Annotated in this window: 17 protein-coding genes, 11 tRNA genes and 2 riboswitches; of the genes, 8 read left to right on the top strand and 20 right to left on the bottom strand. The window is 64.8% G+C overall.

The features are described 5' to 3' along the window. Window positions 1-41: 41 nt before the first annotated feature. The gene (locus tag Q0894_RS01875) at window positions 42-908 is read left to right on the top strand and encodes a LysR family transcriptional regulator (RefSeq protein ID WP_299230989.1); all 867 of its coding nucleotides are present in this window, start codon (window positions 42-44) and stop codon (window positions 906-908) included. Window positions 909-937: 29 nt separating this feature from the next. Here the strand turns inward: Q0894_RS01875 and Q0894_RS01880 are convergent, their stop codons facing one another. Next, the gene (locus tag Q0894_RS01880; protein ID WP_299230991.1) at window positions 938-1,891 is read right to left on the bottom strand and encodes a LysR family transcriptional regulator; all 954 of its coding nucleotides are present in this window, start codon (window positions 1,889-1,891) and stop codon (window positions 938-940) included. Window positions 1,892-2,105: 214 nt separating this feature from the next. Here Q0894_RS01880 and Q0894_RS01885 point away from each other — a divergent pair, with 214 nt between their 5' ends. Continuing rightward, window positions 2,106-3,104, top strand: coding sequence for an NADP-dependent oxidoreductase (locus tag Q0894_RS01885; RefSeq protein WP_299230993.1), 999 nt, complete (start codon window positions 2,106-2,108; stop codon window positions 3,102-3,104). 98 nt (window positions 3,105-3,202) lie between these two features. Here the strand turns inward: Q0894_RS01885 and Q0894_RS01890 are convergent, their stop codons facing one another. The 5 genes from Q0894_RS01890 to Q0894_RS01910 form a co-directional block, all read right to left on the bottom strand. Next, the gene (locus Q0894_RS01890) at window positions 3,203-3,709 is read right to left on the bottom strand and encodes a YiiD C-terminal domain-containing protein (protein ID WP_299230995.1); all 507 of its coding nucleotides are present in this window, start codon (window positions 3,707-3,709) and stop codon (window positions 3,203-3,205) included. A gap of 1 nt (window position 3,710) precedes the next feature. Further along, the gene (locus Q0894_RS01895; protein ID WP_132041544.1) at window positions 3,711-4,271 is read right to left on the bottom strand and encodes a nitroreductase family protein; all 561 of its coding nucleotides are present in this window, start codon (window positions 4,269-4,271) and stop codon (window positions 3,711-3,713) included. Window positions 4,272-4,383: 112 nt separating this feature from the next. After that, window positions 4,384-5,217, bottom strand: a complete 834-nt coding sequence (gene queF / locus Q0894_RS01900; protein WP_299230997.1) for an NADPH-dependent 7-cyano-7-deazaguanine reductase QueF — start codon at window positions 5,215-5,217, stop codon at window positions 4,384-4,386. Then, window positions 5,214-5,987 (bottom strand): ABC transporter permease, encoded by a 774-nt coding sequence (locus tag Q0894_RS01905; protein ID WP_161422201.1) that lies wholly within the window; start codon window positions 5,985-5,987, stop codon window positions 5,214-5,216. The genes queF and Q0894_RS01905 overlap by 4 nt, the downstream gene beginning before the upstream one ends. Next, complete coding sequence (locus tag Q0894_RS01910; protein ID WP_299231000.1) at window positions 5,984-6,955, bottom strand: ABC transporter ATP-binding protein; 972 nt, start codon at window positions 6,953-6,955, stop codon at window positions 5,984-5,986. Before Q0894_RS01910 ends, Q0894_RS01905 begins: the two co-directional genes overlap by 4 nt. Window positions 6,956-7,124: 169 nt before the next feature. Beyond that, window positions 7,125-7,245: riboswitch (TPP riboswitch) on the top strand. Window positions 7,246-7,328: 83 nt separating this feature from the next. Here Q0894_RS01910 and Q0894_RS01915 point away from each other — a divergent pair. After that, window positions 7,329-8,771, top strand: a complete 1,443-nt coding sequence (locus tag Q0894_RS01915) for a sodium:solute symporter (protein WP_299231002.1) — start codon at window positions 7,329-7,331, stop codon at window positions 8,769-8,771. 89 nt (window positions 8,772-8,860) lie between these two features. On the opposite strand, the gene Q0894_RS01920 is transcribed toward Q0894_RS01915, so the two are convergent. The 8 genes from Q0894_RS01920 to Q0894_RS01955 all read right to left on the bottom strand — a co-directional run bounded on the left by Q0894_RS01920 (window position 8,861) and on the right by Q0894_RS01955 (window position 11,975). Further along, complete coding sequence (locus Q0894_RS01920) at window positions 8,861-10,171, bottom strand: LLM class flavin-dependent oxidoreductase (protein WP_299231004.1); 1,311 nt, start codon at window positions 10,169-10,171, stop codon at window positions 8,861-8,863. Further along, window positions 10,171-10,962, bottom strand: a complete 792-nt coding sequence (locus Q0894_RS01925) for a 3-oxoacyl-ACP reductase (RefSeq protein ID WP_299231006.1) — start codon at window positions 10,960-10,962, stop codon at window positions 10,171-10,173. The genes Q0894_RS01920 and Q0894_RS01925 overlap by 1 nt, the downstream gene beginning before the upstream one ends. 33 nt (window positions 10,963-10,995) lie before the next feature. Next, window positions 10,996-11,089, bottom strand: a riboswitch (TPP riboswitch). 198 nt (window positions 11,090-11,287) lie between these two features. Beyond that, window positions 11,288-11,362 (bottom strand) — tRNA-Gly (locus Q0894_RS01930). A 38-nt stretch (window positions 11,363-11,400) separates the two neighbouring features. Beyond that, a tRNA-Glu gene (locus tag Q0894_RS01935) sits at window positions 11,401-11,476 on the bottom strand. A gap of 3 nt (window positions 11,477-11,479) precedes the next feature. Further along, a tRNA-Gly gene (locus Q0894_RS01940) sits at window positions 11,480-11,554 on the bottom strand. A 59-nt stretch (window positions 11,555-11,613) separates the two neighbouring features. Next, a tRNA-Glu gene (locus Q0894_RS01945) sits at window positions 11,614-11,689 on the bottom strand. A 111-nt stretch (window positions 11,690-11,800) separates the two neighbouring features. Next, window positions 11,801-11,875 (bottom strand) — tRNA-Gly (locus Q0894_RS01950). A gap of 24 nt (window positions 11,876-11,899) precedes the next feature. Continuing rightward, window positions 11,900-11,975, bottom strand: a tRNA-Glu gene (locus Q0894_RS01955). Between the two features lie 126 nt (window positions 11,976-12,101). Here Q0894_RS01955 and Q0894_RS01960 point away from each other — a divergent pair. Then, window positions 12,102-12,178 (top strand) — tRNA-Met (locus Q0894_RS01960). Window positions 12,179-12,222: 44 nt separating this feature from the next. On the opposite strand, the gene Q0894_RS01965 is transcribed toward Q0894_RS01960, so the two are convergent. Continuing rightward, entirely contained in the window at window positions 12,223-13,524 is a 1,302-nt protein-coding gene (locus Q0894_RS01965) for a M18 family aminopeptidase (protein WP_299231008.1), read from the bottom strand. A 140-nt stretch (window positions 13,525-13,664) separates the two neighbouring features. On the opposite strand from Q0894_RS01965, the gene Q0894_RS01970 reads away from it, so the two are divergent. Next, on the top strand, window positions 13,665-15,740 hold the full coding sequence (locus Q0894_RS01970) for a carboxy terminal-processing peptidase (RefSeq protein ID WP_299231010.1): 2,076 nt from the start codon (window positions 13,665-13,667) through the stop codon (window positions 15,738-15,740). 314 nt (window positions 15,741-16,054) lie between these two features. Here Q0894_RS01970 and Q0894_RS01975 read toward each other — a convergent pair. The 5 genes from Q0894_RS01975 to Q0894_RS01995 all read right to left on the bottom strand — a co-directional run bounded on the left by Q0894_RS01975 (window position 16,055) and on the right by Q0894_RS01995 (window position 17,540). Then, window positions 16,055-16,130 (bottom strand) — tRNA-Asn (locus Q0894_RS01975). A gap of 28 nt (window positions 16,131-16,158) precedes the next feature. Further along, window positions 16,159-16,234: transfer RNA gene (locus Q0894_RS01980), tRNA-Asn, on the bottom strand. 28 nt (window positions 16,235-16,262) lie between these two features. Beyond that, window positions 16,263-16,338, bottom strand: a tRNA-Asn gene (locus tag Q0894_RS01985). 132 nt (window positions 16,339-16,470) lie between these two features. After that, window positions 16,471-16,547: transfer RNA gene (locus tag Q0894_RS01990), tRNA-Met, on the bottom strand. A gap of 87 nt (window positions 16,548-16,634) precedes the next feature. Further along, window positions 16,635-17,540, bottom strand: a complete 906-nt coding sequence (locus tag Q0894_RS01995; protein ID WP_240721658.1) for a choline ABC transporter substrate-binding protein — start codon at window positions 17,538-17,540, stop codon at window positions 16,635-16,637. 222 nt (window positions 17,541-17,762) lie between these two features. On the opposite strand from Q0894_RS01995, the gene betI reads away from it, so the two are divergent. From betI to betA, 3 genes are read left to right on the top strand one after another with little or no spacing between them, the layout of a single operon-like run. Then, entirely contained in the window at window positions 17,763-18,395 is a 633-nt protein-coding gene (betI, locus tag Q0894_RS02000; protein ID WP_205741863.1) for a transcriptional regulator BetI, read from the top strand. 10 nt (window positions 18,396-18,405) lie between these two features. After that, window positions 18,406-19,890 carry a betaine-aldehyde dehydrogenase gene (betB, locus tag Q0894_RS02005; protein ID WP_299231013.1) on the top strand — a complete coding sequence of 495 codons (1,485 nt, stop codon included), beginning with the start codon at window positions 18,406-18,408 and terminating at the stop codon, window positions 19,888-19,890. A 9-nt stretch (window positions 19,891-19,899) separates the two neighbouring features. After that, complete coding sequence (gene betA / locus Q0894_RS02010; protein WP_132041396.1) at window positions 19,900-21,591, top strand: choline dehydrogenase; 1,692 nt, start codon at window positions 19,900-19,902, stop codon at window positions 21,589-21,591. Window positions 21,592-21,759: the final 168 nt, after the last annotated feature.

Genomic DNA, 21,759 nt, shown 5'->3' on the forward strand with positions numbered 1-21,759 from the left:
TAAAAACCACCACCCTCTTATCCTCGCGATAAAAGATACTTATGCTTCAACCTCAGTGGCTTCGCACCTTCGAAACCGTGGTCGAGCTTGGCAACTTCACCCGAGCGGCCGAGCGCCTGGACCTGACCCAGGCCGCGGTCAGCCAACATATCAAGCACCTGGAAACGCGACTCGGGCCGCTACTGCTGCGCCAGCCGAGGCAGCTGGAGCTGACCCCCGCGGGCCATGCCCTGCTCGACTATCAGCGAGAGATGCACGCCGCCGACCAGCGCCTGCAACAGCGCCTGGCCGGTGATGACGCCACCCAGGGCGATCTCAGCCTTATCACGCCCGGCAGCATCGGCCTGGCGATCTACCCCCATCTACTGGCCCTGCAGGGCGAAGCGCCCGGCCTTACCATTCGCCATCGCTTCGGTCCGACCGGCGAGGTCATCGCGAGCGTGCTCGACAAGCGTGCCGAGTTCGGGCTCGCCACCCAGCAGCCCGAGGACTCTCGCCTGTCGGTGTCGCTCTTCGCGCGGGAAGCCCTCGAGCTGGTGGTCCCGGCCGGGGAGCGAGTCGAGGGCTGGGCGGATCTGGTGCGGCTTGGCTTCATCGATCACCCCGACGGACACGACATGGCCACTCGGCTCCTGAGTCGCTGCTTCCCGGGTAACCCGGGAATCGGCCAACTGCCCTGCCGGGGGTTTACCAATCAGATCGGGCTGATTCTCGACCCGGTCGCCGCAGGGCTAGGATTCAGCGTCCTGCCTCGCTTCGCGCGTCAGGCATTCGCGCGCCCCGAGGCGATCCGGGTCGTCGAGGACCTGCCCAGGGTGGTGGATTCGCTATGGCTTCTGCATCGCGCCGAATGGCCGCTCACGGCTCGCGCCACTCACGCCATCGACTGGCTCAAGGCGCGTCTGTAGGTCCTCTTTCCTACATGGCCGGCGTCGGCTCACACCGCGGGCAGCCGGCGGCGAAGCGTGTGATAACGGGTCTCGAGACCTTCGAACAGGGTCTGTCGCAGCCAGGCGTGGCCGGCATCCCCATGGTGGCGCTCGTGCCATACCAGCCAGTAGGAGAAGGAAGCCACCTCGAGGGGCAGCCGCCGCAGTGTCAGCGGCCAATGCTCGAGCACGCTGGCGGCGAGGCAGCCCGGCACGCACAGCAGCAGGTCACTGTGTTGGGTGGCCGAGAAGCTCGCCAGGAAGTGCGGCTGACGCAGGCTCACTCGACGGCTCAGGCCTTGCCGGGCCAGCGCCAGATCCACCGCCCCACGATCATCGCCGCCCATGCTGATCAGTTGGTGATCCGCTTCCAGAAACGCCTCAAGCGTAAAGGCTGCTTCCGGCTCACGGGCCAGTGGATGCGCCTCGCGCATCACGCAGACGAAATGGTCGCGACCAAGCTCACGGCCATGCACATTGGCCGGCACCTGGTCACCGAGCACGCAGAGCGCAAGCTCGGGGCCGCCCTCGTCGAGCCGCTGCTCGATGCTGCCGCTATAGGCCTGGATATCCAGCCGCAGATGGGGCGCCTGCCGCTTCAGGGCCTGCCACTGAGGCGCCAGGAAGGCGTGCATGCCATAGTCGGTGGTCGCCAGCTGAAAGCGTCGAGTGGTGCTGGCCGGGTCGAACTCCGGTGGCGCCAGCAGGGCCCCCAGCTCTTCCAGCAAACGCGCCAGGGGCGGCCCCAGCGCCTCGGCCCTCGCCGTGGGGCGCAGCCCGCGGTGAGTGCGCACGAACAGTGGGTCATCGAAGGCCAGGCGCAGCCGCGACAGGGTCCGCGAGACCGCAGGCTGGCTCAGGTTGAGACGCTGGGCGGCCCGGGTGACACTGCGGGAGTCCAGCAGCGCATGAAGGGTCACCAGGGCATTCAGGTCGTGACGAGCGAGATCGGCGAGGTGCATGGGAGCGCATGCCTTGGTGATGGAAGCCAGATTTTCAATGGCAATGATATCAGCTTAACGCATATTGCATTTAAGCAACTTGCATTGGCGTGATATCACTCGGATGGCGTAGCCTAGGCTCACCGTTGACAACCAAACGCATCGCTGCCAGGCGACGGGCGTCGAACCGAACGCTCCGATGCCTGCAGAGATCACTGAACTCGAAGGAGGCTCCATGCACAGCCGCTATTTCACCATTCACGAACACCCCGAGGGCATGCCCGACCGCGAGCTGTTCCAGCTCGAGGCGGCGGAGCTACCCGCCCTGCAGGAGGGTGAGGTGCGCATTCGCAACACCTGGCTCTCCGTCGATCCCTACATGCGTGGCCGCATGGATGGCATCACCACCTATATCGAACCCTTCACGCTCGGCAAGCCGCTGGAAGGCGCCGCCGTGGGCGAGGTCATCGAGTCCCGGGATTCGCGCTTCAAGGAGGGCGACAGGGTTCGCCATATGGGCGGCTGGCGCGATATCGCCCAGCTACCCGGTGACCAGGTCGAGCCGCTGCCGACCTTCGATGTGCCCCCCCAGGCCTACCTGGGTGTGCTGGGCATGCCGGGCACTACCGCCTGGGTCGGACTCAACGTAATCGCCGACATGCAGGAGGGAGACAACGTCCTGGTCAGCGCCGCCGGCGGCGCGGTGGGCTCTCTCGCGGTGCAGCTGGCCAAGGCCAAGGGCGGCACCGTGGTCGGCATCGCCGGGGATCCCAAGAAGCTGGAGTGGCTCGAATCCCACGGTATCAAGGCGATCAGCTACCGTGGCAAGGATGCTCGCCAGCTGAGCGAGGCGCTCAAGGACGCCTGCCCGGAGGGCTTCGACGTCTACTACGAGAACGTCGGTGGAGACTGCCTGGAAGCGGCGCTGGATAACCTCAGGGTCGGCGCCCGCATCGCCATCTGCGGCATGATCTCACGCTACAACGCCGAAGGCCCCGCCGCCGGACCGGCCAACCTGGCGATGCTGCTGATTCGCCGCGCGCGCATGCAGGGCTTTATCGTCTTCGATCACTGGGAGCATCACGGCGACTTCCTGAGCGAGTTCGCCCCCCGGGTCGCCAGCGGCGAGATCGACTACCAGGAAACCGTCATGGATGGCCTGGAGAGCACCCCGGATGCCTTCCTGGCCCTGTTCACCGGGCGCAACCAGGGCAAGATGCTGGTCAAGCTCTAGGTCTTCGGCTACCTGGGAGGTGAATTAACCGTCGCCAGGGGAAAAAAGATCGGCCTTCGTTACGAAGGCCGATCATGTCGTTCTCGCCGTGCGCTGTCTCAGGCGCGTTCGGCCAGCACCGCATAGTCGCCGCGTGCCTCAAGGCACAGGGTCTCACCACACCAGAGTCGCTGCACCAGGGCGATACGCCCGCGCCCCTTCTCATCGAGCCTTGCGGCGAGGTGCTCGGGCCCCTCCTCCGCCTCGGGCAGACACTCCAGACGATAATCGCCGGTCACCGGTGCCAGGAAACGCTGGGTGGCCTCGGCCACCACCACATCCCTGGCGAGGCCGCGACGTCGCAGCCAGAGGGTGGTCCAGCACCAGCCCAGCAGGGTGGTCTGGGCGGCGAGGGAGCCACCGAAACCGGTGCCCTTGTCATTGAGGTTGGGAATAAGCGCCAGCTCCCAGTCGAGCCGGTCGCCCTCGCGGCGCATCTCGCGGATGCCCAGCTGTCGAACCAGCGGAATCGCCTCGCCTAGCCAGGCGAGGAATTCGCCAAGGTCATCCTCGCCGCCCTGGGGCGGCAGGGGGAGTCGCGGGTGGGGAACGCCGATGTCACGCATCTCAGCGCCAGTGCTCGACGAAGTCGTCGATATCATGCTGGGCGATGGGCTTGTGGCGGCCACCCAGGGTGCCGAGATAGATAAAGGCCACCACCTCGTCGTCCTCGTTCAGCCCCAGCCCCTTGCGTACCACAGGGTCGAAGGCGTACTTGCCGCTGCGCCACATGGCGCCAAGGCCCTGGGCATGGGCGGCAAGCAGGATGGCGTGGGCGGCACAGCCGGCCGAGATCACCTGCTCCACCTTGGGTACCTTGGGCACCTCCGGGGTGACCTTGGCGATCACCGCAATCACCATGGGAGCACGCAGCGGCTTCTTGCGGGCGGCGTTCAGGGCGGTATCTCCGACATGGGGGTCCTCACGATACTCCGCCTCGGCGAACAGCTCGCCCAGCCGCTCCAGGCCCTCGCCGGAAAACTCGATAAAGCGCCAGGGACGCAGCTCCTTGTGGTCCGGTGCCCGCAGGGCCGCTCGATAGATGGCCTCGAGCTGTTCGGCGTTGGGCGGTGGTCCCATCAGCTTGCCCATGGAGCTGCGTTCATGCAGCAGCGATATCGCGTCCATCATTAACTCTCCCTTGGCAATCTTGATACGAGAACAGTTCCCGCTACTCTAAATGGTTCTCGCCACTCTAGCAGCGCCCCGCTCGCCTGTCGTGCGAGTGGGGCGGCGGCACCTATTGACGCGCGAGCCTAAGCGGTTCCGGGGGGCGCTCCCCCGGTGTCGCCCGCCAGGGGCTGATATCGAGCCCACCACGGCGTACATAGCGTGCCAATACCAGCAGCCGCTCGGGACGTGCGCGGGCCATCAGATCGGTGAAGATGTGCTCCACGCAGTGCTCGTGGAAGTCCTGATGCTGGCGATAGCCGATCAGGTAGCGCAACAGCTCCTCGCGGTCGAGCCTGGGGCCGCGGTAGCGAATCAGCACACTGCCCCAGTCGGGCTGGCCGGTAACCGGGCAGTTGGACTTGAGCAGGTGCGAGTGCAGGGTCTCCTCGACGATCTCCTCCCCCACCACCAGGTGCTCGGCGCTGGGCGTATAGTCGTCGATCTCGATATCCAGCTCGTCCAGGCACTCGCCGGGAAGGCGGCGCGGCATCAGCGCCTCGTCGTCGACGCCGAACAGCTCGACGGAGACCGCGGCCCCGGCGACATGCGCCAGGTCGCGCTCCAGCGTCTCGATGACCGCCTCACGACTCTCGAAGCGGCTCTGGTTGAAGCCGTTAAGGTAGAGCTTCCAGGACTTGGACTCGATCAGATGGGGTGAGTCCGCAGGCAGACGAAAACGTGCCACGGCCACCACCGGCTTGCCGCGCGCGTTCAGCCAGCTGACCTCGAAAGCGTGCCACTCGTCCTCGCCGACGAAGGGCAGAGCCCCCTCCTCGATCCCCAGTGGCGCCCGGTTGGCGGCACGCGGTATGGCATAGAGCAGCGAGGCATCGTAGTGCTCGGGATAGGCGGACTCACGCCCCAGCGGGGCATCCGCGAGGGTTTCGGGACGATGGTTCATGAACGGATCCCCTTGCCACGCTCCAGCATCCACAGGGCCACGCCGAACAGCACCACGATAAAGGTGAAGATCGCGGCCAGGGCCCAGCCCACCGGGATATCCGAGACACCGAGGAAGCCGTAGCGGAAGACGTTGACCATGTAGAGGATGGGATTGAGCATCGACACGCCCTGCCAGAACTCCGGCAGCAGCGAGATGGAGTAGAAGACCCCGCCCAGATAGGTCAGCGGTGTCAGGATAAAGGTCGGCACGATGGAGATATCATCGAACTTCTTGCCCAGCAGGGCGTTGATAAAGCCGCCGATGGCGAACAGCGCCGCGGTCAGCACCACCACCAGCACGGTCAGCACCGGGTGCGCCACGCTCAGGCGGGTGAAGAACAGTGACACGACCGTGACGATCAGGCCGACCCCAAGGCCCCGGGTCATGCCGCCGAGCACGAAGCCGGAGAGAATCACCCAGTTGGGCATCGGCGACACCATCATCTCCTCCACGCTGCGCTGAAACTTGTTGGAGAAGAAGGAGGAGGCGACGTTGGAGTAGCTGTTGGTGATCACCGCCATCATGATCAGCCCGGGGACGATGAAGTCCATGTAGCTGTAGCCATCCATCTCGCCGATGCGCGAACCGATCAGGTTGCCGAAGATGATGAAGTACATGGTCATGGTGATCGAGGGCGGCAACAGGGTCTGCGGCCAGATACGCGTGAAACGCTTGATCTCCTTGATCACCAGAGTCCACAGGGCGATCGCGATCTGATAGGGATTCATGCGCTGGCCTCCTTGTCCTTGGCGGCAGCTTTCTGGTCCAGGGCCTCGTTGCCCTGCTCCACCATGGAGACGAACATCTCCTCCAGGCGGTTGGCGCGGTTGCGCATGGAGACCACCTCAATGCCACGCTCGGAGAGCGCCCCGAAGATGTCATTGAGGCGCTGGCCACGATGGACCGCCACGGCGAGCTGGGCGGGCTCCGACTGGCTGACCTCGAAGCCGGGCACCTCCGGCACCTCATCCATCGCATGGGCCAGATCGAACAGGAAGGTCTCGGTATCCAGCTCCATCAGCAGGTCGCGCACGCTGGTATTGCGAATGATCTCACCGTGGTTGATGATCGCCACGTTGCGACACAGGCTCTCGGCCTCCTCCAGGTAGTGGGTCGTGAGGATGATGGTGGTGCCCTCCTCACGATTGATGCGGCGCATGTACTCCCACATGCTGCGGCGCAGCTCGATATCCACGCCGGCGGTAGGCTCATCGAGGATCAACAGCCTGGGGCGATGCATCAGGGCACGGGCGATCATCAGGCGCCGCTTCATGCCGCCGGAGAGCATGCGGGCATTGCCGTTGCGCTTGTCCCACAGGCCCAGGTCACGCAGCAGCTCCTCGGCCCGCGGCAGGGCCTCGCGCCGCGACATGCCGTAGTAGCCGGCCTGGGCCAGCACGATATCGATGACCTTCTCGAACTGGTTGAAGTTGAACTCCTGGGGCACCACGCCCAGGTGGTACTTGGCGCGAGCGAAGTCACGGTCGATATCGATGCCGAAGATCGACACCTTGCCGTCGCTCTTCTGCACCAGCGAGCAGACCACGCCCAGTGTGGTGGACTTGCCGGCCCCATTGGGTCCGAGCAGCGCGAAGAAGTCCCCTTCCGCGACATCGAGGTCGATGCCCTTCAGGGCCTGGAAGCCATTGCCGTAAACCTTGGTCAGGCCACGGATGGACAGAGCCGGTTCGGCCATGTGCAATCCTTGAAACGATTCGGTGTTCGATAGCGGGGCTTCCGCAACGACTAGCGCAACGACGGATTCCGCAACAACTATGCTGCTAACGATATGAGGGCGATACCTTACCGATTCAAGCGGGTATTCGCGCCATGTTGACCCCGTGACACCGGCCCCCTAAGCTGGGTCGCATTCCTGGGGGAGTCCTTGTGGACTGAGATTCCGGCAGCGTACGCAGATGACACGCCCGGTGACCCTTCGAACCTGATCCGGATAATGCCGGCGAAGGGAAGGAAGTGCCATCCGGCCATGCTTCTCACCCAACGCAACTGCGTCCTCTCGTAGCGACGCTCGGCATCGTACCGGGCCTATCCACGCTAGGGAGTACGTCATGCTGTCGACCGCCCACGCCTTCTGGTGGCTCATCGCCTTCTCCGTGCTGTTCGCCGTGCCGGGCCTGCTCTATGCACGCCGCCACAACGAGAGCCTCGAAGACTTCATCATCGCCCGCAACAGCCAGGGGGCCACCGCCACGGTGCTGACCCTGATGGCCTCGACGCTGGGCACCTGGATCCTGTTCGGCCCCGCCCAGGCGGCCACCTGGGGCGGCCTGGGTGCCATTGCCGGCTATGCGCTGGGCTCGCTGGCGCCCCGGCTGGTGATGATTCCCCTGGGGCGGCGCCTGCGCGAGCTCTCGCCGGGCGGCCACTCGCTGACCGAGTTCGTGATGAGCCGCTACGGGCGCCCCATGTACGCCTTCACCCTGGTCATCATGCTGTTCTACCTGTTCATCTCCCTGGCCGCGGGAATCACCGCCATCGCCAAGATGGTCGCGCTGCTGGCGCCGGTCCCGCTGTGGGCGACCAGCTCGGTGGTAATGGCGGCCACCCTGCTCTACACCCTGTATGGCGGACTGCGTGCCTCGATCTTTACCGACAAGGTGCAAATGATCGTGATCATGCCGCTGCTCGCCGTGCTGCTGATCGTCGGCTGGCAGGCCGCCGGCGGCGTCGGCCCCACCCTCGCCGGACTCGAGTCGGCGGCGCCGCAACTGCTGGATATCACCGACCTGGGGGGGCTCAAGGCCGGCCTTACCTTCTTCCTGGCCGTGATGCTGACCGGACTCTTCTATCAAGGCAACTGGCAGCGGGTCTACGCGGCGCAGAGCAACCGCGCCGTGGGCCTTGGCTTTCTGCTCGGCGGCCTGTTGAGCGCCCCGATGATCTTCGTGATGGGGCTGTTTGGCCTGGCGTTCGTGGGGCTGGGTCTGCCCGGTGACGGCTCGGTCGCGCTGTTCAGCGTGCTGCTCGCCGATATTCCCGGCTGGTTCGCCGTGGGCCTGATCTTCCTGGGCCTGGCGCTGGTCATGAGCAGCGCCGACACCACCATCAGCGCCGCCTCGAGCATGATCGCCGTGGATGGCGGACGGCTGCTGCCTGACGCCAGCGGCCAGCGGCTGATGCGGCTGTCGCGCTGGCTGATCCTGCTGCTGGCGCTGCCGGTGACCTTCGTGGCCGCCCAGGGCTACAGCGTGCTCTACCTGTTCCTGCTGGCCGACCTGCTCTGCTGCGCGGCGGCCTTCCCGGTATTCTTCGGGCTGTTCAATCGCCGCTTCGACGGCCGCGCCGCGGTACTGGCCACGCTCAGCGGCCTGGTCGCCGGACTCACCCTCTTCCCGGTTCCGGGCGACGCCTTGAACACCCTGATGGAGTCCTTCCTGCTCGCCACCTTCGTGCCGGTCGTGGCGGGCCTGGCACTCCTGGCGCTGCTGCCGGCGAAGCAACGCTTCGACTTTGCGGCACTGAGCGCCGGCACCCGACGCTTCGAGGGGTAAGCGCCTTTCGCACCAGAACGCACAACGCCCCTCGAAAGGGGCGTTGTTTATTGTGGGGAACCGCCAACGTGAACGGATCACCAGGAGCTTCAGCCCGCCGGCCTCTCGAGGCCGAAATGCCCCCGCAGCGTCGCCGCTTCGTACTCTTCCCGGAAGAGTCCGCGACGCTGCAGTTCCGGCACCACCTGATCCACGAAGTCCTCGATCCCGGAGGGCAGCGACGGCGGCATCAGGTTGAAGCCGTCCGCGCCGCGGCCGTGGAACCAGCGCTCCATCTCGTCGGCGATGCTCTCCGGGGTACCGATCATGGTGCAGTGGCCGCCGCCGGCGGCGAGCCGCCCCAGCAGCTCGCGCAGGGTGGGCTGCTCGGTCTCGATGATGCGCAGGATGGTGGCATAGCGCCCCTGGGGACCACGAAACTCGGCCAGCGGCGGTAGTGACGGCACCGGGGCATCCAGCTCCCAGTCACTGCAGTCCTGCTCGATAAACAATCCCAGCTGGCGCAGCGAGGCCTCCACCGGCAGACAGTCGTCCAGCTCCCGCTGCTTGGCACGAGCCTCCTCCATGGTAGCGCCTACATAGGTGACGAGCCCCGGCAGGATAGGCACCGGCGCGGTGCGCCCGGCCGCCGCCACCCGCGACTTGATATCCCGATAATAAGCCTGGGCGGCCTCCAGGTCGTAGGCGACCGCATAGATCGCCTCGGCGTAGCGCGCCGCCAGATCGCGCCCCTGGGAAGAAGCACCCGCCTGCACCAGTACCGGGTTGCCCTGGGGAGGACGCGGCAGGTTGAGGGGCCCATCGACCAGGAAGTGCTCACCGTGATGGTCAATCTGGCGCACCTTGTCGGGATCGGCATAGCGGCCCTTACGATCGCGCTCGATGGCATCGTCGGACCAGCTGTCCCACAGCGCCAGCACCGTCTGCACAAACTCCTCGGCACGCGCATAGCGCTCGGCATGCGGTGGCATGGCCGTATAGCCGTGGTTGCGCGCCTCGCTGTCGAACATCGAGGTCACCACATTCCAGCCCACTCGCCCGCCGGAGATATGATCCAGCGAGCCCACCAGCCTGGCGGCGTGGAAGGGCGTGTAGAAGGTGCTCGAGATCGTGCTGATCAGCCCGACCCGCCGAGTGGCACGGCTCATGGCGGAGAGTGCGGTCAGCGGCTCGAGGTGCCAGTGGAAGCCATCTTCCACGCTACCGACACTCATGCCGTCGGCGAAGAACAGCGCATCCAGCTTGCCGCGCTCGGCGATGCGGGCCAGGGATTCATAGTAGGCGATATCGCCAAGGCGCTCGGCGCAGGAGTCGGGATGGCGCCATGCCGCGCGATGGTGGCCATTGCCCATCACGAACAGATTGAGGTGCAGCTTCTCGCCGGGATTGCGTGCCTTCATCACCCTTTCACCAGTCCACCGTCGACGATCAGATTCTGACCGGTGACCGCCCTGGACCAGGGTGAGGCGAAGAACAGCGCCGCGTCGGCAAACTCCTCCGGGGTGGTCACACGCCGCAGGGGGGTGTTCTGCGCGATCAGGTCGAAGACCGCCTCCGGGGTCGCGCTGGACGCATCGGTGGTGCGCAGCAGCCCGCCGGAGATCATGTTCACGGTGATGTTGTCGGGCCCCAGGTCGTTGGCGAGCGTGCGGGTCAGCGAGAGCAGCGCGGCCTTGCCGGCGGTATAGTCGTGGTACGGCACGACGGGGTTCTGGAACAGATTGGTGCCGATATTGACGATGCGCCCACCTCCCTGCTCGCGCATGCCGGCCAGCGCCGCCTGGATGGTGTTCAGCGCTCCCCGGTTGACACCCTCAAGCTGCTGCTGAAGCTGCGACCAGTCCAGGGCATCGGCGTCGGGACGCGCGTCGCCGTTAAAGGAGAACGCGGGCAGGGCATTATTGACCACGGTGGTAATCGGCGTGCCGAAATGCTCACGAGCCTGCTCGAACAGCGACTCGATCGCCTCGGCGTCACGCACGTCGGCCTGGACGGCCAGCACCCGCTGCGGCGCCTCCTTCACCAGTGCCTCGGCGGCATCGCGACTCTGGAAATAGTTCACCACCACCCGGGCGCCCTGCCCGAGAAAGGCTCGGGTCAGATGAGCGCCGAGCCCACGAGCACCGCCGGTGACAAGCACGACCTGCTGGTCGATGGCCTGCTGGTCGATGGAGAGAGAGGAAACGGCCATGACGACTCCTTGGTACGCGGCAAAGGGCGCCGCGCTGGAGCCGGCCGACATCCCTTCGCCAGTGTGAACTGGATCAGGTTCGACGGGTATTTTCTCAGCGGCCACGACCGCACCCCGTGTCTAGTGAAGCACCATAGCGCATTCGTAAGGACAGCAACAGCCGGGCCGGCATTCCGGCTCATGACGTGAGCCCTGGCCTGACCGGGGAAACAAGGGAGTCTTCTGGAGTGAAATACGAAAAACGACAAGCATCATCAGCCAGGCTGGCGCCTTAGCTTATGCTCAGAAGCTTAGAATCAGAATTAAGGGGGGGGGGGGAACCGATTGGAGCGGGAAAGGAGATTCGAACTCCCGACCCTCGCCTTGGCAAGGCGATGCTCTACCACTGAGCTATTCCCGCTTGATATCGGTACTACTGTCGGTGCAACGAGAGCGAGTTGGCGTCCCATAGGGGGTTCGAACCCCTGTTCCCGCCGTGAAAGGGCGGTGTCCTGGACCACTAGACGAATGGGACGCATGGAGCGGGAAAGGAGATTCGAACTCCCGACCCTCGCCTTGGCAAGGCGATGCTCTACCACTGAGCTATTCCCGCCTGTCTCGCACTTCTCGTTCTACTTCTACCTCGACGACTCACTGTTGCAGTCGAAGAAGTGGCGTCCCATAGGGGGTTCGAACCCCTGTTCCCGCCGTGAAAGGGCGGTGTCCTAGACCACTAGACGAATGGGACGCTGTATCTTCTTTTCAGAAGTTGGAGCGGGAAAGAGATTCGACGGGGCTGCCGTCAGCCGGGCTGGCGTACCAGATCCTGACCCGAGCCTTGGCTCTCTTACCGCACCGTTGGAGCGGGAAAGGAGATTCGAACTCCCGACCCTCGCCTTGGCAAGGCGATGCTCTACCACTGAGCTATTCCCGCATTCCGGTTATCTGACGAGTCGAGTGGCGTCCCATAGGGGGTTCGAACCCCTGTTCCCGCCGTGAAAGGGCGGTGTCCTGGACCACTAGACGAATGGGACGCAATGTCTCGTCTCGTCGAGATGGCGCGCATATTATAGGCCACACGGCCAAGTGTCAAGCCTTGGCACGCCTTCCATATCAGACAGTTGACAGAGGGGACAACGCTGGATAGAGTACGCGCCGCTGGCTACGTAGCTCAGTTGGTTAGAGCACATCACTCATAATGATGGGGTCCCCTGTTCGAGTCAGGGCGTAGCCACCAGAATCACGCAACCCGGCGCCATCGGCGCCGGGTTTTTTGTGTGCTCAGGCCAGCTCGGGGCGGTTGCAGAAGGCAGCCAGCACCCGGGTCAGATGGGCCACATCTTCGCTTCCCGCGGTCTCACGGATCGAGTGCATGGCCCACTGCGGCACCCCCACATCGAGGGTCGGCACACCGAGCTCGGTGGCGGTGATCGGCCCGATGGTGCTGCCACACCCCATGTCGGCACGCGTCACGAAGCTCTGAACGGGCACCTCGGCCTCGCGACAGAGGTCGCGAAACAGCGCCGCCGTCGCACTGTTGGTGGCGTAGCGCTGACTGGCATTGACCTTGATCACCGGTCCGCCGTTGAGTGCGGGACCATGGGCCGCATCGTGCTTGTCCTGGAAATTGGGATGCAGAGCATGCGCGTTGTCGCAGGAGATCATCCGCGAAGCCTGGATCAGCCGAATGAAGCCCTCCTCGCTGCCGTCGCCGAGCCGCTCGTGAACCCGGCGCAGCACATCTCCCAGAAAAGGCCCCTGGGCGCCACAGGCGCTGGCGCTACCGACCTCCTCATGGTCGTTGGCTACCAGCACGACACCCTGCTTGCCGTCACTGGCCAGCAGCGCCTCCAGGCCGATAAAGCAGGAGAGCAGGTTGTCGAGCCGAGCACTGGCAATCAGCTCGCCCTTGACCCCCACCCGCGCAGGCGGCTGCATGTCATGAAAGCCCAGCTCGAAGTCGAGCAGCTCGAATGCCTCGATGGCATGCTGCTCTGAGATCCACTCCTTGAGCAGCCGCGGCAGGTCGCCCTCCTCACCGCCCTGCAACAGCACCGGCGCCATCTGGGTCTGAGCGTTCAGCGCACGACCGCTGTTGGCCTCGCGATCGAGATGGATGGCCAGACTGGGAATGATCGCCACTGGTCGGTCGACATGCAGCAGGCGCCCCTCGAGACGGCCATCGGGATAGCGAACATGCACCCGGCCGGCGAGCCCCAGTTCACGGTCGAACCAGGGCGCCAACAGGGCTCCCCCATAGACCTCGACGCCGAGCTGCAGCCAGCCGGCGGCGGTCTGGGCGGCATTGGGCTTGAGTCGCAACCCGGGGCTATCGGTATGGGCTCCGATCATGCGCAGCGCCTCGAGCCGCGTCTCGGGCAACTGCAGGGCAATGATGGAGGAGTCGTTGCGCGTTACATAGACCCGTTCGCCCGGCGTCAACGACCAGGCCTCGCGCTCGTCCAGGCGGCGGAAACCGGCGGATTCGAGGCGAGCCGCCATATTGGCGGTGGCATGCCAGGGGGTGGGCGAGCGGTGCAGGAAGTCGAGAAGCCGCGTAAGCAGATCATCCTGAGAGAGCATGAGTTCCTCTAGGGCTGGGCAAAAGTGTAGATGATGGGCACAGCGGGTAAGCTGCTACAATGGACTGCCGTCCCGCGCAACTCGCGAGCCGGATAACGGTCAAGGAATTGAGTGTACATCAAACCGGGAGTGCTTCATTGATGAGCCCGCTTGCCCATATGGGACGATCCATGGCCTTGTTGGCAGCCCTGCTGCTGGCCACCGGCGTCGCCCTGGCACAGCCAGAACCCACCGACGCCCAGCGCCGGGCCGCCACCGAGATGGCCGAAGCGCTGCGTTATGGTCACTACGCCGACGTGAGCCTGGACGACAGCTGGTCACGCCGAGCCTTCGAGCGCTATCTCGATGTGCTCGACAGTCAGCGCGCCTTCCTGACCGAGCAGGACGTGGCGGAATTTCGCCCTCTGGAAGAGCAGCTCGATGACGCCCTGCTCGATGGCGAGCTGGCCCCCTTCTTCGCACTCTATCAGCGCTACCATGAGCGCGCCGAAGCACGCTTCGAGTGGCTACTCGAGCACCTCGACCAGGGCCTCGACTTTACCTATGAAGGAGATCAGCGCCTGGAGCTGGACCGCGAGGATGTCCCCTGGGCGGAGAGCCCCCAGGCTCTGGATGAACTGTGGACGCGCCGCCTCAAGAACGCCGCCCTGACCCTGGTAATCAGTGGCCAGGACGACGAACAGGTTGAGAGCAACCTTCGCCAGCGCTATGAGGGCCAGCTCAATCGCCTGCGGCAGACCAACGAGGAGGATATCTTCGGCCTGCTGATGGCCGCGGTCACCGGCAGCATCGACCCCCACACCGACTACCTCTCCCCCCGCCAGGGTGAGTCCTTCGATATCCAGATGCGCCTCTCGCTGGAGGGCATCGGCGCACTGCTCCAGGCCGACGGCGAATACGTCAAGGTCGCAAGCCTGGTGCCCGGCGGCCCGGCGGAGCGCGCCGGTGTGCTTGAGCCCGCCGACCGCATCGTGGGAGTCGGCCAGGAAGATGGTGACATGGTCAACGTAGTGGGCATGCGCCTCGACTCGGTGGTGGAGCTGATCCGCGGCCCCAAGGGCTCGGTGGTGCGCCTCGACGTGGTACCCGCCCAGGCGGTGGACATGACACGCTCCAGGGAAGTCCGGATCACCCGGGATACCGTGAAGCTCGAGGACCAGGCGGCCCAGAGCGAAGTGCTGGAGCTTGAGCGTGATGATGGCGTGCATCGCGTTGGCGTGATCACCGTGCCTACCTTCTATGTCGACTTCGACGCCTGGCAGGCTGGCGAAGATAACTATCGCAGCACCACCCGCGACGTGGCCAAGGAGATCGAGACACTGCAGAACCAGGGCGTCGAAGGTATCGTCCTCGACCTGCGCAACAATGGTGGCGGCGCCCTGCAGGAGGCCAACTCCCTGATCGGGCTATTTATCGATCGCGGCCCGACCGTTCAGGTACGGGATGCACGCGGACGCATCAGTCTCTACGGCGATACCGAAACCGGTGCCGTCTACGATGGGCCCCTGACGGTGCTGGTCAACCGGCTATCGGCCTCCGCCTCGGAGATCTTCGCCGGCGCCATCCAGGACTATGGGCGCGGCCTGGTCGTCGGCACCCCCACCTTCGGCAAGGGCACGGTACAGACCCTCAATGAGCTCAGTCATGGCGAGATCAAGCTGACCCGTGCCAAGTTCTATCGCATCTCCGGCGAGAGCACCCAGCACCGCGGCGTAGAACCCGATATCATCTTCCCGAGCCTGGTCGACCCCGAGTTGATCGGCGAGAGCAGCCTCGACAACGCCCTGGACTGGGATACCGTCCGCTCGGTGCAGTACCGCGAATACGGCGAGCCATGGCGCTTCCTGGAGACGCTGCGGGCCCGCCATCGCGAGCGCGCCGACACCCACCCCAACTTCGTCTACCTCGAGCAGCAGGCCGAACTGAACCGCCGGATGCGCGAGGAGACGACCAGCGTCAGCCTCAACCGCGAACTCCGCCAGGCAGAGACCGAGGCACTCGAGGCCGAGCAGCTCGCCCTGGAGAATCAGCGTCGCGAGGCACTCGGCCTGGAGCCCCTGGAGGAGTGGATCGACGCCCGCGGCGAAGAGGACGACAGCGACCAGGAAAAGGAAGAGGAAGAGCCGGTGGAGCAGGTTCAAGTGCTGGAGGCCGCGCACATCCTGCTCGACCATTCCCAGCTCGAGAGCAACTACCGCTTCGCCCACCGAGAGTGAGCCTTTCCCCACCATGAAAGAGGCCGTCGCCCCGGGGCGACGGCTTCTTTCATTGCATGCGACCCGCCGTGACAACCCCCATGATGAGCGCCGTACAGGCGCACGTAAACTCACTCAGTAACTCACCCAGAAACTCACCCAGAAACTGGCACAGAGACTTATAGACATGCAGAAGCACCGGTATAAAACTCGGTGATCATTACCGTACGCAGAAATCAGGTAAAGCTAGAGAAAACGAAGCTAGAGAGGGTGAAGCTAGAGAGGGCGAAATTGAAAAGGGTGACGCTGGAGAGGATGACGCTGGAGATACGAGATGGCTCCCGGAGCAGGACTCGAACCTGCGACCCAGTGATTAACAGTCACTTGCTCTACCAACTGAGCTATCCGGGAATAACCTGAGGTGGCGATGCCGAGCGATTGGCTCCTCGAGCAGGACTCGAACCTGCGACCCAGTGATTAACAGTCACTTGCTCTACCAACTGAGCTATCGAGGAATCGTGTCGCATCGCTGTGTTGCCGTGTTGGCTCCCCGAGCAGGACTCGAACCTGCGACCCAATGATTAACAGTCATTTGCTCTACCAACTGAGCTATCGGGGAACGGCGTCGAACACGGTGCGTAGTATACGGATTCCCCCAGCAAGGTCAAGGACCTCCGCGAGGATTCCTGTGGCAACCCGTTCTAACGCACAGCGCCCGCCCGACGAATGTCGGGCGGGCGCTGAAATGTCCTGGTGGCTACGCCCTGATTCGAACAGGGGACCCCATCATTATGAGTGATGTGCTCTAACCAGCTGAGCTACGTAGCCTTTCCACTAGATTGCGCGACCTCGGCCGCGCAATGGAGACGCATTATGCACATGGACTCGCCGTTTGGCAAGTCCAGCGGCGACATTTCAGGACTCGATCTCGAGCGCTTCGCGAACGGCGGCCAGGCCGTCCTCGCCGTCGCGGGTCTCGACACCCTCGAGCCAGGCGTCGAGCACTTCCGGGTTGGCCTGCAGATAGTCACGGGCGGCGTCACGGGGGTCCTTGCCCTCCTCCATGATCTCCCCCATCAGCTGGCTCTCCATCTCGAGGGTGAACACGAGATTGTCCAGCAGGGTCGCCACATTGCCACACTCCTCGACGAGACCATCACGAGTGTTGGTATAGATCGTGGCCCCTCCCAGGTCGGGACCGAAGTAATCGTCGGCTCCCTCCAGGTAGGCCATATCAAAGTTGGTGTTCATCGGGTGCGGCTCCCAGCCCAGGAACACCATCCAGTTCTCGTCCGGCACCCGGGCGCCCAACTCGGAGAGCATGCCCGCCTCGCTGGAATCGATAAGTTGCCAGTCACCCAGGCCAAAGGCGTCGTCATCGATCATCTGCTGGATCATCTGATTGCCGTCGTTGCCGGCCTCGATGCCATGGATGCTGCTGTCGAACTTGTCGGCATGCTGGTCCAGGTCGGCCAGCGAGGTGACGCCGGCATCGTACACATACTGCGGCACCGCCAGGGTGTACTTGGCGCCTTCGAGGTTGGCACGCAGACGGTCGACGCTACCCTCCTCGACATAGGGGTTGCTGATCGATGCCATGGAGGGCATCCAGTTGCCCAGGAAGATATCGAAGTCACCATTCTTCATGCCCTGATAGGCGATGGGCACGGAAACGGTGTCGATACGGGTCTCATAGTCCAGCGCTTCGAACACCTCGGTGGCCAGAGCGGTGGTAGCGGTAATGTCGGTCCAGCCCACTTCGGCGAAGCGCAGCGTCTCGCAGCTTTCGGATTCCTGAGCAAGCACCGGGGTGGCGCCCATCACCAGCGCGGCGGCACCCAGACCAAGGCTCATATGGCGACTGGAACGGCGGGAAATGCGAGATACGTTCATGAAATTACCTCCGTGAAGGGACTTGAGTATAGTCGGCGTCTGCCAACCCTTTATTGATTGAACGTTCAATAAAAAACTGGCAAGCTGGCACTATCCTAACCGCACATACCGGTGTGGTGGCAAGTCATCCGGACAAGGGAGGGCTCGAGAATGCCCAAGGTCGGAATGGAACCCATCCGCCGCCAGCAGCTGATCAAGGCAACCATGGCGGCCATCGATGAGGTCGGCCTTGCCGACGCCACCGTGGCGCGTATTGCGCGACACGCCGGGGTATCGGCCGGCATCATCAGCCATTACTTCGGTGGCAAGGATGGCCTGCTCGAGGCCACCATGCGACAGATCCTCAGTGACCTGGGCGAGGCCGTGGCCGCCTGCCGGCGCAAGCTGCGCAACGACACCCCTCGAGCCCGACTGGAAGCCATCATCGAGGGCAATTTCGACCGCAGCCAGGTGACCGACCCGGTGGCCAAGACCTGGCTGGCCTTCTGGGCCAGCAGCATGCACAAGCCACGCCTTGCGCGCCTGCAGCAGGTCAACGACCGACGCCTATACTCGAACCTGTGCGCCCAGTTCCGCCGTCTGATGCCGCTCGACGAGGCGCGTCTGGCATCGCGTACCCTGGCGGCGGTGATCGACGGCCTCTGGCTGCGCGGGGCACTCACACCGGAGGGCCTGGATGCCGAAGGCGCCCGCCGTGCGGCACTCGCCACCCTCGACAGGCTACTTGCCGCTTCCGACTCAGTTGCCGCTTCCGACTCTGCCACCGCCATCGACGCTCGCTGAGGAGAGACTCATGACCGATTCAACTGCCCTGCCCCTCTATATCGACGGGCATACCGCCGATGCCACCTCAGGCGCCAGCTTCGAGGTGCACAACCCCTTCGATGGCAGCCTGCTGGCCCGAGTGCAGCAGGCCGCCAGCGCCGATGTGGATGCCGCCGTGGCCGCCGCCAAACGCGGTCAGCGCGAGTGGGCGGCGATGAGCGGCATGCAGCGAGGCCGCATCCTGCAGCGCGCCGTGGCGCTGTTAAGGGAGCGGAATGATGAGCTCGCCGAGCTCGAGACCCGCAATACCGGCAAGCCGATCAGCGAAACCGCGGCGGTGGACATCGTCACCGGTGCCGACGCCCTGGAGTACTACGCCGGCCTGGCCGCCGCCATCGAGGGCACCCAGATCCCGCTGCGCGAGGACTCCTTCGTCTATACCCGCCGCGAGCCGCTGGGGGTGATCGGCGCCATCGGTGCCTGGAACTACCCCATCCAGATCGCCTGCTGGAAGGCCGCACCGGCCCTGGCCGCCGGCAATGCCGTGGTCTTCAAGCCCAGCGAGGTGACCCCACTCACCGCCATGAAGCTGGCCGAGATCCTGACCGAGGCCGGGCTGCCCGACGGAGTCTTCAATGTGGTGCACGGCGACGGCCGGGTGGGCGCCATGCTCACCGAGCATCCGGAGATCGCCAAGGTCTCCTTTACCGGCGAGGTGGGCACCGGCAAGAAGGTGATGGCGGCCGCCGGTGGCTCGACCCTCAAGGAGGTGACCATGGAGCTGGGCGGCAAGTCGCCGCTGATCGTGTTCGCCGATGCCGACCTCGACCGCGCCGCCGATGCCGCCATGATGGCCAACTTCTACTCCAGCGGTCAGGTCTGCACCAACGGTACCCGGGTCTTCGTCGAGCGCTCGGTGAAGGCCGACTTCGAGGCGAGGCTCAAGGCACGGGTGGCACGCATCAAGGCCGGCGACCCGCTGGACCCAAGCATCAACTTCGGCCCGCTGGTGAGCTTCGAGCACCAGGCCAAGGTGCTCTCCTATATCGAGCTGGGTCAGCAGGAGGGTGCCACCCTGCTGGCCGGCGGGGAGCGCTGGGACAAGGATGAGCAGGCCGGTGTCGCGTGGTCCAGGGGGGCCTGGGCGGCTCCCACGGTATTCACCGACTGCACCGACGAGATGCGCCTCGTGCGTGAGGAGATCTTCGGCCCGGTGATGGCGCTCCTCACCTTCGATGACGAGGAGGAGGTCATTCGCCGCGCCAACGATACCCACTACGGGCTGGCAGCCGGTCTCTTCACCGAGAGCCTTAACCGTGCCCATCGGGTGATCCATCGCCTGGAGGCGGGCATCTGCTGGATCAACACCTGGGGCGACTCCCCCGCCGAGATGCCGGTGGGCGGCTACAAGCAGTCCGGCGTGGGCCGCGAGAACGGCCTCGAGACCCTGGCCCACTACACCCAGACCAAGTCGGTGCAGGTGGAGATGGGCCCCTTCGAGTCGGTGTTCTAAGGAGACCCCATGACCCAGATCCGCGAATTCGACTACGTCATCATCGGCGCCGGTTCCGCCGGCAATGTGCTGGCCACCCGCCTGACCGAGGACGCCGACGTCTCGGTGCTGCTGCTCGAGGCCGGCGGCCCCGACTATCGCCTCGACTTCCGTACCCAGATGCCGGCGGCCCTGGCCTACCCTCTCCAGGGCACGCTCAACAACTGGGCCTTCGAGACCGACCCCGAGCCCCATATGGACGGCCGGCGCATGGAGTGCGGCCGTGGCAAGGGTCTGGGAGGCTCATCACTGATCAATGGCATGTGCTATATCCGTGGCAACGCCCTGGACTACGACCATTGGGCCAAGACGCCGGGACTCGATGACTGGACCTATGCGGACTGCCTGCCCTACTTCCGCAAGTCCGAGAGTCGCGATATCGGCCCCAATGACTACCATGGCGGCGACGGGCCGGTGAGTGTCACGACCCCGAAAGCGGACAACAACCCGCTCTATCGCACCTTTATCGAGGCGGGCAAGCAGGCCGGCTACCCCGAGACCGACGACGTCAACGGCTACCAGCAGGAGGGCTTCGGCCCCATGGACCGCTTCGTCACGCCCAGGGGGCGACGTGCCTCCACCGCCCGGGGCTATCTTGACCAGGCCAAGGGACGCTCGAACCTGACCATCGAGACCCGCGCCATGACCGACATCATCGAATTCGAGAGCAAGCGTGCGGTCGGCGTGCGCTACCGCAGGCGTGGCCAGGAACAGCGGGTGCGCGCCCGCCGCGAGGTATTGCTGTGTGGCGGCGCCATCGCCTCGCCACAGATCCTGCAGCGCTCGGGCGTCGGCCCCGCCGATGTTCTGGAGGAGTTCGGCATTGCCCCGGTGCATATCAACGACAATGTCGGCGCCCATCTCCAGGATCATCTGGAGATGTATATCCAGTACGAGTGCACTCAGCCAATCTCTCTCTACCCGGCCCTGAAGTGGTGGAACCAGCCGAAGATCGGCGCCGAGTGGCTGTTCCTCGGCCGCGGGGTCGGCGCCAGCAACCAGTTCGAGGCCGCCGGCTTCATCCGCAGCAATGACCAGCAGGCCTGGCCCAACCTGCAGTACCACTTCCTGCCGATTGCCATCAGCTATAACGGCAAGAGCGCGGTGCAGGCCCACGGCTTCCAGGCCCATGTGGGCTCCATGCGCTCCAAGAGCCGCGGACGCATCCGCCTGACCTCCCGTGACCCCAAGGCCGCGCCGAGCATCCTGTTCAACTACATGTCGAAGGAGGAGGACTGGCAGGAGTTTCGCGACGCCATTCGCCTGACCCGCGAGATCATCGCTCAGCCCGCCTTCGACGCCTATCGTGGCCGCGAGATCTCACCCGGCCCCGAGGTGCAGAGCGATGCCGAGCTGGATGCCTTCGTGCGCGCCAATGCCGAGACCGCCTACCACCCCTGCGGCAGCTGCCGCATGGGCGATGGCGACGACGCCGTGGTGGACGGCCAGGGCCGGGTGCATGGGGTCGAGGGCCTACGCGTCGTGGATGCCTCGCTCTTCCCGCAGATCCCGACCGGCAACCTCAATGCGCCGACCATCATGCTCGCCGAGAAGATCGCCGATCGCATCCGCGGCCGCGAGCCGTTGCCGCGCAGCGATGCCCCCTACTACGTGGCGGGCGACACCCCAGCACGCGGCGAGCCCCAGCGCCGACTCGACTGAGGATACCGCTGCCGCACCACTGCGCCCCGCCCTGCAACTGCAGCGCGGGGCGCTTTTTTGGATGCACACAGTCCCGGATGGCTGCCACGTTCGAAGCTTGTCCGGCGACGGTCCCTCTCGCGCCTCTTCAAGGCCCTGGCCAAGAGTCGTGCCGCTGGCCGGTTGCAC

Origin of the sequence: uncultured Halomonas sp. (assembly GCF_947501415.1) — a bacterium.
Classification (GTDB): Bacteria; Pseudomonadota; Gammaproteobacteria; order Pseudomonadales; family Halomonadaceae; genus Halomonas.